The sequence below is a fragment of the Mesorhizobium carmichaelinearum genome, from assembly GCF_900199455.1.
GTDB lineage: Bacteria > Pseudomonadota > Alphaproteobacteria > Rhizobiales > Rhizobiaceae > Mesorhizobium > Mesorhizobium carmichaelinearum.
On sequence record NZ_FZQR01000001.1, the window covers coordinates 386,851 to 400,196 of the forward strand.

The following is a 13,346-nucleotide window of genomic DNA, read 5'->3' on the forward strand; positions in this document are numbered from 1 at the left end:
AAACGACCGAAGTAGCGTCGGCACGGATAGCCGCCGCAACTTCCGAAAGCCACCAACGCCGAAAAAGCATACGCTGTCAAAGTGCTTCCGCAGTGCTTCCACGCTGAAAGCAGATACCCGTCTGTAAGCTATTGATTTTAATTATGGAACTGGCGCGCCGGACAGGATGAAACTGGGCACCGCTATCTTATTGTTTGCGCTATAGCTTTTTGAGACAAGCCCATATGGCCCTTTCGTCCTGGGCGGCTTGAACAAGGCTGCAACCCCAATATGGCTTTCAAGAAAGCTGGACAATTCCCTGGAGCCCTGCATAGACCGAGGCTCGCAGCCAGCGGTCCATGCTGCGGGCGAGGGCGGGGTCGCCGCTCAGAAAAAGGCGGCCCCTTTCTTTCTCGCGCTCGATGCTGGAGTGGCCCTCGATAATGGCCCCCAGTGAAACAACGCCGGTCTCGACGTAAAGGTCAACATCCCGGCCGGGGTCGAGCCAGCATAGCTCGGGGAAGTCCGCGCCTGGCTCGACCACAAACCAGCAGTTGGGACACTTCAGTGGGGGATCGTCGCGGAAATGGAAGCGGATGACGGCGCGCCGCCGCGGCAGTTCAGCGAGGTCGATCATTCGCCGCACGACCCACATGATTGTCGAAGCATCCGCACCGCTGAGCGCGATCTCCGCCTCGATGTTGCATAGCGCCCATTCCGCCAGCGCGTTCATCGCCGGTTCGAGCTTGATCGCCTTCTCGGTGCGGAAATAGTCGACGGTGCCCGCCGCCTTGTCCTCGACGCGCTCGACCAGGCCCAACGCTTCCATCTCCTTGAGCCGCCTCGACAGGATGGCGGACGAGATGTTGCCCAACCCCTTGCGAATGTCGTTGAAGCGGGTCGAGCCGTTCCAGAGTTCGGTCAGGATTTGGATCGTCCAGCGCGGTTCAAGGATCTCGCAGGCAAGCGAGATCGGACAGATCAGTCCGTAAGGCCGACGCGTCATGGCCGGGCGCTCCTTTGCCGCAAGTTAGTCCTTGCGAAGGTCTAAGGCCAGTTCACAATCTGAAGCGGAACGCTTCCGAAACTGCCCTAGTGCCTGCCCGCCTTCCGCCGTCATGGTGATTGAACTCGGATGGTCAGACTTAGGAGCAAGAAAATGTTTGCTTTGAGAAAAATTCTCGCAGTGACTCTCTTGGCTACGGTGTCGTTCGGCTGGCCCGCGATGGCGACCGACGCGCCCAAGCTATCGCCTCTAAAATTTTCCAAGGAATGCAGTGATTACAACGGTGAAACACCGAGCTTCTGTACAATTACCGAATCGAGTCTGAAGGAAATACCGGCTGGCACAAAGGTTCTTTATTATGGCCCTGTTCTCAGTAGCCCGCTATTTACGAGCAGCTCCGTCGTTCTCGCCGTTGGGCCAGGCGACTCTGCGATTGGTTATTGCATCGTCTATGACACCGCGAAACCGCCAACAGGACATTGCGCGTTCTCCGCAGGAAGCGGGACGTTGGCCGGCTTTCAAGCTATTCTGAACGTGACGGTCGATGACAAGCAAATTTGGCATTGGGAGGGCGGCTATCTTCTCGCAGCCGCGAAGTAGCACTCTTATGTCGGCCAAAATCCTGCAAATCAACTACAAGCTCAACGGGCCGAGGGCCGAGTATGAGAGAGAAAACCTGCCCTATGCTCAACCCATCGCGGACATACCTGGCCTGCGCTGGAAGGTCTGGATCATAAACGAGGCCCAAAGCGAAGCTGGCGGGATCTACCTATTCGACGACGCCGCCGCGGTGCAAGCCTTTTTGGACGGGCCAATTATTACGGAGATGAAAGGTGACCCGACGTTGAGCATCAAGGCGTTTGACGTGATCGCAGAACTCACGACCATCACACGTGGCCCGGTGAAGTAGTATTGCCGGAGCTTGGGAGGGCGCGTGTTGCGGACGAAGGAGCGGGTATCTTCATGCCGACTCCGCTGCCAACAGCATTCGGCATTCCATCCCCGCACTTCTCGTCGTCGGCGCATCGGGAGCAGTATCGAATGTCAAAACCGTGCGAGCGTACACCGGCGCGGAGTTCAAGGCGGCTCAAGAGAAGGCCGGCAAAATCGCTTCTTCCTACAAATCCCCGGCAAAATAAGCAGACCACTGGTGCACCATCACGGGCGGGCAAGGCCCTTTATCACGCTGCTAAAGTCAGGCCCGCTGCTTCGGTGGCGGGCTTTCCTTATCTTGTGGCAGAAAAGTCACGCAGCTTGAATATGCAGAGCTTCAACCTGCGCGAGCTTATTATCGAGCTAAGCGGGGCGTACCGTTATTCACGGGCAAAGGGGAGTCCCGTCCTCCCGAACTAGCGCCCGCTGCCCTCTCAGGTGGCGGGCTTTTTCAATTGCGCTGGCCCTAAATTGGGCTCGCGATGAACTGCAGGAACGCGTCGCCCACCCCGGTTGTTCTCTTCGCCAAGAAAACGCCTGAGGTGCCCATTGTCATCATGCCTCCGGTGTCGGCCAAACCTTCACGGTTTAGATCAGACATCACGCGGGTCAATGCCGCTGGCGAAATGACCGATTCGGGTAATGCCGCTCGAAGGACATTCATTTGCGCCCCAGCCATCATCTGGCTCGCTCTCTCCTTCATTTCAGGCGAGGAGGACGGATCGGACAGCAATTTCAAAACGCGAACGTGAGCTGGTGAAAACCGTTCAATGTATCCAAAGAAGGCGCCTCGAAGAATCTCATCGATCTGAAGTCCTGCGGCAATGTTGAGAACACCGTTGCGCAGCGCTTCGATCTTTTCCTCTTTCGCGGTCCTTACGGCTGCGGCCGTGGCTTCGGCTACTGCAGAGACAAAGTCGTCATTTTCGTCCAGCTTCGAAGGATCAAAGTCTTGCAGGCGGTCTTGGAGATCGCGCAGGCCTTCGCCTACCTTGGTGAACCACTGGTCCCGCCTCTTCTGGAGAGGAGCGGCGACAAACCTCTCAACAATCTGCCCGATTGCATAGCCAGCGCCAGGAATGAGCGTGGCGGCCTCCCGTATCGATCGCCGTTCGCGCGACGTGGTACGCACCGGACCGCGTATCCTTTTCGGGGTACGGCGGCAGGCGGTCTTTTTCGTCGTTCATCGGTCCCCCTATATGTCGCATCCATGTCGCACGGACCTGCCGATAGTCGCAGGAACCCCTTTGAAATCAATGGTAGCCAGTTGCAACATGACGCGACATGACAACCGGGTTTTACCGCAACCCGGTTTCAGCCACACCCTTGATTTTATTGAGAAAGCCGATGGTACCGTTGGCTGGGATCGAACCAGCGACCTCCGGATCCACAATCCGGCGCTCTAACCAGCTGAGCTACAACGGCACACTTGCCTGAGCGGGATCGAAGCGGAAAACCACTCGAGCGCTCTGTCGTTCGGCGATGCGTCCATACGGGCTTATGGATTTTAATTCAAGGCTTTTGCGAAGCAAAGGCCACTTCCCCACATCTCGCCGTATCGGGCGGGTTTCACCGGGCAAAGAAAAAGGCCGGCGGGAGGAGGTGCCGGCCTTTTCCTGTTACGAGCCAGCGGGAGGAGGTGCTGGCTGGTCACCCCGGGGAGCAGAGGGAGGAGGTTCCACTCGCCGGGTATTCCTTGATGGCTACCATCATACACCTGATCGTTTTTAAGAAAATGCGACCTTTTGTTGCATCTTCAGATCATGCGCAAATGTTAGGCAGCCTTGATGTCCTTCACTGCCTTCTCGAAGGCGGTCTTGATCGGCTTGGAGACGTCTTCGGCCGCCTTGGAGGCAACAGCCTGGAAGTCCTTGGCCTGCTCGACGGTCAACTCGATACGCTTGCGCAGGAAGGAGGTCTGCAGCTCGACGACTTCCGACAGCGACTTGGCGCCGATCAGGGCTTCGAGATGCGAGAAGCCGGCTTCGGCATTGGCGCGCAGCGCCGCGATGGTCTTGAGCGACAAGTCGCTGGAAACAGTCTTGGCGGTCTCGTAGGTCGACTCCAGAGCCTTCTGGGTCTCCTCGGCGCCGGTCTTCAGCTTGGCATAGGCCTCTTTCGACTGCTCAACGCCCTTTTCGGCGAAAGCGCGGATCTGGTCGGTGGCCTTGGAAGCGTCGAAGCTCGGGAATTCAACGTTTTCGATCGTGTCGGCGGTCTTGGTCCTAGACATTTTCCATCCTTTTCAGCGGCAGCGGCTTTGACAGAAAGCCGTCTCGTTCAGTTATGATGGCAATATAAAGGCAAATTTTGTGCATTGCAATATCTTTGTTGCAGTGCACCATAAATTTCTTTCTGGCCGTTAACCAAAAGCCCAGAAACCAGCCTTTGCACGTTCTGGCTTGTGGACCTTCGCGCCGCCGGCTTTTATTAACAAAGCGTTAACTGCAAATTTCGCCGCTCCGTGAGGGTTCGCCAAGCGCATGCCGTCCGAATATTCCTTCCTCGACGTCGCCGTGCTCGACGCGGTTCGCCAGCGGTTTGCCGCCGGCGACGCGATCGCGATCCTGTCGGTGGATCTGGAGCAGGTGATCTGGGCCAATGGGCCGGGTGCCGCCGTATTCGGCTATCCCGATATAGAATCGATCATTGGCGCCTCGGCACAGCTGCCGCTGATTGCCCGCCGCCAGATCATGGCGACCAGCGGCTTTCCTGAGATCGGCAGCGATCGTGGCATCACCGTCAGGCTGGCGACCGGCATGACCAGCCGCACCATCGGCTTCCAGGCAAGTGCCGTGACGCTGCCCGACGGTGAGAAGGCGATCATGCTGGCGGTGCCTGCAGCCCAGACAGGCTCGCGCAGTGCCGCCGAGATCGCCAGCCGGGCGATCAGCGGCTTCACCGAAGACGGCCATTTCATCGCCTTCATCGATGCCGGGGGCAATGTCGAGGCCGCGTCGGACGGCTTTTCAAAGCTCGGCATCCAGCCGGCAACGCTGGCAGCCCTGGTGGCCGATGTGGCTGCCGAGGGCGAGCGCATCGTCAAGCGCCTCGTTCCGGGCGGCAACACCTCTTACCCCGCCGGCCTCGCGCGGCTGACACCGGAGCGGCATCTCCTGGTGGTGATCGACGAGGATCAACTCGACGACAACGCATCTGCCTCACAAGCCTCGGCAGATATCCTCCCCGCAGCAATGGAAAGCCCCGCTAACGAGATTGGCGGGGAAAAAACAGCGGTAGAGAACGCCGCCGCAGAATCCGAGCCTCACCAGGACAATCAGCCGACGGCAGATGTTTCGCAGGCAGAAGCGATCGAGCCGCCCCCCGCCACTGCCGAGATTGGGCAGTCTGCTCCTTCCGATCCCGTGGCCGCAGATATGCCTGAACGGGCAACACAGGCGATTGCGGAGCCGACCGGGCCGACACCGGTTGCCGCCGACAACGATCAGCCGGTAGCAGGCGGCACGCCCGCACAGCACGATCATTGGTACTTCCATGCCGGCGAGGATGACGCGCGGCCCGCGCCGGAACCGACGAACGAGGCCGAAGCGATCGGCGCCGAGGCTTCGGTCGACAGCGCGAAGCAGGACGAGGCCACCTCCCCGGCTGGCCCAACCGCAACCCCAGCCGCGCGGACGATAGACCGCTCGGCGGCGCCGCTGCGCTTCGTCTGGCGCACCGACGCCGAGGGCAAATTCAGCGCGCTGTCGCCGGAATTCGCCGACATCGTCGGCAAGCCGGCCGCCGACGTGATCGGCCGGCGCTTCAGGGATGTCGCCGCGGCCTTCGGCCTTGACGCGTCCGGCGAGATCGCCGGCCTGCTGGAGCGGCGCGACACCTGGTCCGGCCGCTCCGTGCTGTGGCCCGTCGTCGGCACCGACCTGAAAATCCCGGTCGACCTCGCGGCTTTGCCGGTCTATGGCCGAAGCCGCGCCTTCGAAGGTTTTCGCGGCTTCGGCGTTGCCCGCGCCGGTGACGCGGTCGTCGATCCGGAGGCGATCGGCATGGCCCTGGTGCCCAATGGCAAGGCGCCGGAAGCCGTCGAGGCTCCCGCTGAAGAGCCGAAGACGGAGGAGCCGAAAGCCGAGGAACCAAACGCGGCGGACCCGTTCAAGGGCGAGGTGCCGGCGCTGACCATCGTGCCGAAACCGGAGCGGCGCTTTGCCGACAAGGTCATCCGGCTGGCCGAACACCGGCAGCCGGCCAACGACAAGGGACTGTCGACGCTGGAACGCAGCGCCTTCCGCGAGATCGGCGAGCGGCTGAAGAAAGACAGTGCGCCGCCGGAAGCCGAGAAGCCCGGCGCCGAAGGCCCGTCGGAACCACAGACCAAGGCACCGGCTGCGCCCACGGCGGAAACAGCAGCGCAAGTCCCGGTTGCGAAGACAGAGGCTCCGATCGAGCCCATCGGCGAGGTTGCATCGACGCCGGACGCGGTCCCGGATCAAGAGCCGGCAGAGGTCGGCGAAATCCAGGCGACCGAGCCGGACAACGACGCCGTACCGGCCGAACCATCCGAGATCGATGCCGAGGACGAGGCGGATCTTGCGCGGCTCGATGGCGCCCGTCCGGACGACGTGGTTCCCGAGAAGGATACTGACACGCCGTCCGGTGTGACCGGCTCGCTGCTCAGCTATGCCGACAGCAACGACGAGCCCATCGCAGACAATGACGAGCCCACGGCCGTTGAACCGGTCGCCGCGAAACCGGAAAGTGCCGAGCCCACCGCAATTGACGACGAACCGACAGTTGCAGACGCCGGACATGCCGCGACCGACGATGATGACAGCATGACGTCGGCCGATTTCCGCGATGCCGAAGACAATGAGGATTGGAGCGACGGCGCGGAGGATGCCGGGGTTGATGATCAGACCCCAGAGCATGTTGCGCCATCGACCGTCTCCGACAGGCAAGCCATTCCGCCAGCCGCCGAGGCTGTCAGTGCAAACGAAGCGGCAGAGATCCAGCGTCCACGCCTGCAAGTGCCGCCGCTCAAGACCGAAGGGTTCGTGCCATCGGCGTTTTCCGTCGGCGACGAGAGCAAGGCTCCGGACACCTTGCTGCTCGGCAAGCTGCCGGTGCCGCTGCTCATCCATTCGGGCGACCAGTTGCACTATGCCAATGACGAGTTCCTGAACCTGACCGGCTACGCCGCCCTCGAGGACCTCGAGGATGCCGGCGGCCTGGGTGCGCTGTTTGCAGACCCCTACGCCGATGATGGCGCCACCGACGGTAGCGACCGGGCGCTGCGGCTGAGGACGCACGGCGGACAGGAATTCCCGATCGACGCCATCCTGCGCTCCGTTCCCTGGCGCGAGGGCAAGGCATTGATGCTGGTGGTGCGCCGTTCCGGCGAGGATGACGCGCCCGCCGCCCTGCATGCGGCCGGCGAGGAGCCGACGCAGCCCGACATTTCCGAGCTCAAGGCACGCATCGCCGAGATGCGCACCATTATCGACACCGCCACCGACGGCGTCGTGCTGATCGGCAGCGACGGCACCATCCGCTCGATCAGCCGCCCGGCCGAGGCGCTGTTCGGCTTCGACAGCGACGAGGTGGCCGGCAAGCCGTTCGCCTCGCTGTTCGCCATCGAGAGCCAGCGCGCGGCGCGCGACTATCTCGCCGGACTGTCCGAGCCCGGTGTGGCGAGTGTGATGAATGACGGCCGCGAGGTGATCGGGCGCGAGGCGCAGGGGCGCTTCATCCCGCTGTTCATGACCATCGGTCGGCTGCCCAATGACAGCGGTTTCTGTGCCGTCGTGCGCGACATCACGCAGTGGAAGCGGGCCGAAGAGGATTTGACGCAAGCACGCGCGGTGGCCGAGCGGGCGTCCTCGCAGAAGACCGATTTCCTCGCCCGCATCAGCCACGAGATCCGCACACCGCTCAACGCCATCATCGGCTTTTCCGAATTGATGGTCGACGAGAAGTTCGGACCGGTTGCCAATGACCGCTACCGCGACTATCTGCGCGACATCAACCGCTCGGGCAACCATGTGCTCGATCTGGTCAACGACCTCCTCGACATCTCGAAGATCGAGGCCGGCCAGCAGGAGATGGCCTACGAGGCGGTGTCGCTCAACGACACGCTGGCCGAGACGGTGGCGATGATGCAGCCGCAGGCCAATCGCGAACGCGTCATCATCCGCTCCAGCTTCGCCTCGCGGCTGCCGGAGGTGGTGGCCGATCTGCGCTCCGTGCGCCAGATCGCGCTCAACATCCTGTCCAACGCCATCCGCTACACCCAGGCCGGCGGCCAGGTGATCGTCTCGACCGCCTATGAGACCTCAGGCGATGTCGTCATGCGCGTGCGCGACACCGGCATCGGCATGAGCCAGGCCGAGATCGAGCAGGCGCTGAAGCCGTTCAAGCAGATCAACGCGCTGAAGCGCGGGCGTGGCGACGGCACCGGTCTTGGCCTGCCGCTGACCAAGGCGATGGTGGAAGCAAACCGCGCCCGCTTCACCATCAATTCGACGCCGGGCGAAGGCACGCTGGTGGAGGTCGCTTTTCCCTCGACCAGGGTGCTGGCGGAATAGGCCGTAAAGGCACGGTCGCCGATTCAGGCTCGACGCTGCCGCGACCGTCTCGACCTGACGGTCAAAATAGCAACAAGCAGGCAACCAGCTAGAACGGCGAAAGGCGGCATCGCATGAGCGTACTCACCATGGAACAATACTGTCCCGGCAGCGGCCAGCATGACGGCACTCCCGAACAGTGATCCGTAGAGGCGGAGAGGCCTGAATATCAGCATGACAGCAGCCGTGAGTTCGAAGATTGCCGTTAGATAGTGGAAACCTTCCGGATACCCCCACCGGGCGTAGTCTGCGGCAATCTCGGCGGTGACGAAGGTGTTTCCCCAGGCTCCAAGCACGAAGAACGCTGCAAGCAGCCAAGCGAGGCTGCTTCCCCAACGAATTTTAGGCATGGAAGAACTTTCTCCGCAGAATTCCCGTCAAAAACAGGCTGACGGTAAAACGTGCTGTGCTTTTTAAGGCGACGCCGGTTGACGTGCGAGCACGCGGCTTGCCAAACGCCATCCATCAGGGGTCCGACGAAGCCTGTCCGTGTAGGTAACGCTTGCTACCGAGCCGTCCGGTAGCAAGCCAAGGCCTTTCGACACTGCCTCGACCTCGTCGTTTGGGCCTTCCTGAACATACATGTTCGTCGTGTGATGGGCTTTGGCGTGGCCTTCCTGGCTTGCCATATGGCGGATCGCCTCAATTCCGGTGACGGGGGCAAATCCGAAAACACTCGAGTCGAAGCAGGCATCTTCGGTGAAGACTTCACCGAACCGGTCCCAAGCGCGCTTGTCGACAAGGTGTCCCCAGAGCGACAGGATTTGGTTGACCTCAATGATGTCACTGATGGAGGGTTTCATCGCTCACACGCCTTGAGTTGGGATGGCAGGCAAAATCCGAAACTTCCGGCCATTACCAGTTGATGGGGCCGTCGGTGTTGAAGAATTGGCCAGTCGGCCCTGCTTCATCCAGCAAGGCGTATTTGACAGATGCCCGAACGCCGTCCTCGATGGTGACGTAGCCGCCACCCCTGTTCAAATCCGTCATCACGTAGCCGGGGCAGACCGAGTTCACCTTGATCGGCGTATCACGCAGCTCGAAGGCCAGTTGTACGGTCAGCATGTTGAGCGCCGTCTTGGAGGCGGCATAGCCCAGCCATTTGACGTCAGGCGACGGATTGGCGGGATCGCCGTTCCACCAGAGAGATCCCACGCTGCTCGACAGATTGACGATGCGTCCACTTGCCGCCCTGCGGATGAGTGGCAACAGTTTCTGAGTCACAAGCAGCGTGCCGATAAAATTGACCTCATAGGTTTCGCGCAAGGTCTGCGTCGGGGCCACGCTGGGAAAATTGTCGGTGTCGAGCAGCAGAATTCCGGCGTTGTTGATCAGGATATCGAGCCTGCCGAATTGCTCTGCGATCGTTGATGCGGCGGCGTCGATCGTTTCCGGTCTATTGAGGTCGATCTCTATGGCTTCGACGGCCAACCCCTCGGCACGCAAGGCTTCAGCCTTTTCCCGGCCGGTCGCAAGATCGCGAGCGCCCAGAAGGACAAACACTCCATTGCGGGCAAGCTGACGGACCGTTTCAAAGCCAAGACCGCGGGTCGCGCCAGTGACAAGCGCAATCTTTTCATATGTGGACATTTCATATCTCCAGCAAGCGATACCCGGCATCGGCGACGCATTCGGCTAACGCCGCCCGGCAGGGCGTGCTGGATCGCATGATAGATTATGTCTGTCAATGACAAATGTCAGTTAGTGACATTTTCTTCAAAGTGCACGATGCTGGCGGCCGTGTCGAAAATATCGGGAAGTGACGTCCTCGCCCTTCCTTCTACCCAACTGCTGATAGTCGCGCGAACGAGGGCGAAGACGGTTCCTGATACCGTATAGGCGACAACCCAGGGGAGCGGCGACGGTCGATCCGGTGAGGCCAGAATTCGAGCGACTTCGTCGGTCAGTTCAGCGATCATCTGCTCCTTGCGCGCGGAAATGCTCCTGTTGGAGCGGATCGCGGTCTCTATGGTGAGGAAGAAACGAGATTTCTCGTCGAAAACCGCGAGCATCGCGCGCGCCGAGGCGAGAAGCGCGACAACTGGCGGCTCCGACTTGAGCCGCTCCTCGAGTTCCTCCCGGATGATCGTCATGCCGTCCTGCACCCAGCTGACGATCACATCTTCCTTGGTCGGGAAATAGCGCAATAGAGTGCGCGGCGAAACGCTGACGGCGGCAGCGATGTCGGCAACAGTAGTCGCCTCAAACCCACGCTTGTGGATCAAGTCCAGGCCCGCCTCGAGCAACTGCGTCCGCGTGCGATCCTTCTTGTCTTCCCGAAGACCCAAGATTTTCTCCACACCGAGATGAATAGAACCCTTTTGACACGCAATGCCATTTGTCGTCCAGAGACAGAAAATAGGAGATGATCGCGGACACCCCAGCGATAGCGGCGTCGTCAAATCTTGCTCTTTAAACCTGGAAATGGACCAATACGAAGTTCCGTCCCGGCCTAAATTCTCAGGGCCCTTGCCAAGCCTTCGCTGCCGAGCAAGTTACGTTGCGTTGGCCGTGTTCCGTCCTGATCGATCTGGCTAGTCCAAAAGAAAAGGCGCCCAAAGGACGCCTTAAGAGATGGGATTGCTGTCACAACGGGGGCTTGAGCGAATTCAGATCCTCCGGGGGCTGAGGAACGGGATTTCTCCCTCAAGTTACATGCGACTATCGGGGTCGGGCCTTAACAAGTCCTTACCGGGCCGTCGAAAAATTTACGAATGTGTACCACTCGTGAAATCTAGGTAAATTCCCGCGACATATTTGGTTAACCATGCCGGTTGGGATCACTCGGTCAACTGCGGCAGGTTCCTGAACAGTTCCAGCGCTTCCGGGTTGGCCAGCGCTTCCTTGTTCTTGATGGCGCGGCCATGCACGACGTCGCGCACGGCGAGTTCGGTGATCTTGCCCGACTTGGTGCGCGGAATATCGGTAACAGCAACGATCTTTGCCGGCACGTGGCGGGGGCTGGCGCCAGTGCGGATCTTGGCGCGGATGCGTTTTTCCAGGTCCTCGTCCAGTTGCACACCGGCGGCCAGCCGCACGAACAGCACGACACGCACGTCATTGTCGAAATCCTGGCCGATGCACAGCGCTTCCAGGATTTCCGGCATCTGTTCGACCTGGTTGTAGATCTCCGCCGTGCCGATGCGCACGCCACCCGGGTTGAGCGTCGCGTCGGAACGGCCATGGATGATCATGCCGCCATGCGCGGTCCATTCGGCGAAATCGCCATGGCACCAGACATTGTCGAAACGCTCGAAATAGGCCGCCTGGTATTTCTTGCCGTCGGGATCATTCCAGAAGCCGATCGGCATCGACGGAAACGCTTTTGTGCAGACCAGTTCGCCCTTCTCCTGCCTGACCGGCCTGCCGTCGTCATCCCAGACATCGACAGCCAGGCCAAGGCCGGGTCCCTGGATCTCGCCGGTCCAGACAGCTTGCGTCGGCACGCCGAGCACGAAGCACGAGACGATGTCGGTGCCGCCGGAAACCGAGGCGAGATGCACGTCCGTCTTGATGCCGTCATAGACGAAGCGGAAATCTTCGGGCGACAGCGGCGAACCGGTGGAGGAAATCGCGCGCACGCTCGACAGGTCATGCGTGCGGATCGGCTTGAGGCCGGCCTTGCGCACGGAATCGATGAACTTGGCCGAGGTGCCGAAAAAGGTCATCTTCTCGGCATCGGCGAAGTCGAACAGGACATTGCCGTCGGGGTAGAAGGGCGAGCCATCGTAGAGCAGCAGCGTCGCCCCGGAAGCGAGGCCCGACACCAGCCAGTTCCACATCATCCAGCCGCAGGTGGTGAAATAGAAGAAGCGGTCGCCGTCGACGAGGCCGGCATGCAGCCGGTGTTCCTTGACATGCTGGATCAGCGTGCCGCCGGCCGAATGGACGATGCACTTGGGAATGCCGGTCGTTCCTGATGAAAACAGGATGTAGAGCGGATGCGAAAATGGCAGCCGCTCGAAAGTGACCGGCTTGACAGCGAAGGGCGCCAGCGCCTCTTCCATCGCCACCGCCTTGTCGATGGTTGCGGCGACGTCAGCCGAGGTGCCGAGATAGTCGACGAGCAGGACCTTGCGGACACTGCCGAGCTTGTCAGCGACCGCCGCAACCTTGTCGGCGACCTCGATCGCCTTGCCATTGTACCAATAGCCGTCGGGCGCGATGAAGATGACAGGCTCGATCTGGCCGAACCGGTCGAGCACGCCCTGCTCGCCGAAATCCGGGGAGCAGGATGACCACACCGCGCCGAGCGAGGCAGCCGCCAGCATGGCGGCGACGGTTTCGGGCATGTTGGGCATCATCGCCGCAATACGGTCGCCCTTCTTGACCTTGAGCGACAGGAAAAGCTGCTGCAGGCGCGAGACCAGGCCCTGCAGCTGGTTCCAGGACAGCCGCCGCTCGACCTTGTCCTCGCCACGAAAGACGATCGCCTCGCCGGCGCCGGTCTTCTTCAACAGATTCTCGGCGAAATTCAGCGTCGCGTCGGGGAAGAACGAGGCGCCGGGCATTTTGTCGCCATCGGCGAGCATATGCTTGCCCTTTTCGCCGACAATGCCGGAAAAGTCCCAGACCAGGCTCCAGAACGCTTCGCGATCCTCGACCGACCATCGGTGCAACTCGGCGTAGGAAGCGAAGGAAGTGCCGGCTTTTGCCTCCGCCGCCTTCATGAAAGCAGTCAATGGCGAAGCGTCGATCCGGTCTTGCGTCGGGGTCCAGAGCGGTACTTCGGCAGCCATGATCGATCCTCCCTCGGTCGTCATCGCTTATGCATATCGCAGCGCAGCAGAGCAAGATTTTGTTGGGCCGATACCCTCAGGTGTGCGCAAATGCCATCGCCGGGCCATAAA

Annotated in this window: 11 protein-coding genes, 1 tRNA gene and 1 pseudogene; 4 read left to right on the top strand and 9 right to left on the bottom strand. The window is 60.8% G+C overall.

Features of this window, described 5'->3' with window-relative positions:
* Positions 1-277: 277 nt before the first annotated feature.
* Positions 278-985: a winged helix-turn-helix transcriptional regulator gene (locus CKW40_RS01560; protein WP_095198184.1), complete on the bottom strand. Its 708-nt coding sequence runs from the start codon at positions 983-985 to the stop codon at positions 278-280.
* A 153-nt stretch (positions 986-1,138) separates the two neighbouring features.
* On the opposite strand from CKW40_RS01560, the gene CKW40_RS01565 reads away from it, so the two are divergent.
* The 3 genes and pseudogenes from CKW40_RS01565 to CKW40_RS45560 form a co-directional block, all read left to right on the top strand.
* On the top strand, positions 1,139-1,585 hold the full coding sequence (locus CKW40_RS01565; RefSeq protein WP_244571046.1) for a hypothetical protein: 447 nt from the start codon (positions 1,139-1,141) through the stop codon (positions 1,583-1,585).
* A 7-nt stretch (positions 1,586-1,592) separates the two neighbouring features.
* Positions 1,593-1,895 (top strand): YdhR family protein, encoded by a 303-nt coding sequence (locus CKW40_RS01570; protein WP_179297788.1) that lies wholly within the window; start codon positions 1,593-1,595, stop codon positions 1,893-1,895.
* Positions 1,896-1,983: 88 nt separating this feature from the next.
* Positions 1,984-2,124 (top strand): annotated as a pseudogene (locus CKW40_RS45560) (GYD domain-containing protein); the annotation flags it as partial.
* Between the two features lie 260 nt (positions 2,125-2,384).
* Here CKW40_RS45560 and CKW40_RS01580 read toward each other — a convergent pair.
* The 3 genes from CKW40_RS01580 to CKW40_RS01590 all read right to left on the bottom strand — a co-directional run bounded on the left by CKW40_RS01580 (position 2,385) and on the right by CKW40_RS01590 (position 4,151).
* On the bottom strand, positions 2,385-3,050 hold the full coding sequence (locus CKW40_RS01580) for a hypothetical protein (RefSeq protein ID WP_095198186.1): 666 nt from the start codon (positions 3,048-3,050) through the stop codon (positions 2,385-2,387).
* A 216-nt stretch (positions 3,051-3,266) separates the two neighbouring features.
* Positions 3,267-3,343, bottom strand: a tRNA-His gene (locus CKW40_RS01585).
* A gap of 349 nt (positions 3,344-3,692) precedes the next feature.
* The gene (locus CKW40_RS01590; protein ID WP_095198187.1) at positions 3,693-4,151 is read right to left on the bottom strand and encodes a phasin; all 459 of its coding nucleotides are present in this window, start codon (positions 4,149-4,151) and stop codon (positions 3,693-3,695) included.
* Positions 4,152-4,401: 250 nt separating this feature from the next.
* On the opposite strand from CKW40_RS01590, the gene CKW40_RS01595 reads away from it, so the two are divergent.
* Positions 4,402-8,457, top strand: coding sequence for a PAS domain S-box protein (locus tag CKW40_RS01595; RefSeq protein WP_095198188.1), 4,056 nt, complete (start codon positions 4,402-4,404; stop codon positions 8,455-8,457).
* 23 nt (positions 8,458-8,480) lie between these two features.
* Here the strand turns inward: CKW40_RS01595 and CKW40_RS01600 are convergent, their stop codons facing one another.
* The 5 genes from CKW40_RS01600 to CKW40_RS01620 form a co-directional block, all read right to left on the bottom strand.
* Complete coding sequence (locus CKW40_RS01600) at positions 8,481-8,846, bottom strand: DoxX family protein (RefSeq protein ID WP_095198189.1); 366 nt, start codon at positions 8,844-8,846, stop codon at positions 8,481-8,483.
* A 63-nt stretch (positions 8,847-8,909) separates the two neighbouring features.
* Entirely contained in the window at positions 8,910-9,299 is a 390-nt protein-coding gene (locus CKW40_RS01605; RefSeq protein WP_095198190.1) for a nuclear transport factor 2 family protein, read from the bottom strand.
* Positions 9,300-9,351: 52 nt separating this feature from the next.
* Positions 9,352-10,086: an SDR family oxidoreductase gene (locus CKW40_RS01610; RefSeq protein WP_095198191.1), complete on the bottom strand. Its 735-nt coding sequence runs from the start codon at positions 10,084-10,086 to the stop codon at positions 9,352-9,354.
* Between the two features lie 107 nt (positions 10,087-10,193).
* Complete coding sequence (locus CKW40_RS01615; RefSeq protein ID WP_095198487.1) at positions 10,194-10,784, bottom strand: TetR/AcrR family transcriptional regulator; 591 nt, start codon at positions 10,782-10,784, stop codon at positions 10,194-10,196.
* A 492-nt stretch (positions 10,785-11,276) separates the two neighbouring features.
* The gene (locus CKW40_RS01620) at positions 11,277-13,259 is read right to left on the bottom strand and encodes an acetoacetate--CoA ligase (RefSeq protein WP_179297789.1); all 1,983 of its coding nucleotides are present in this window, start codon (positions 13,257-13,259) and stop codon (positions 11,277-11,279) included.
* Positions 13,260-13,346 lie beyond the last annotated feature (87 nt).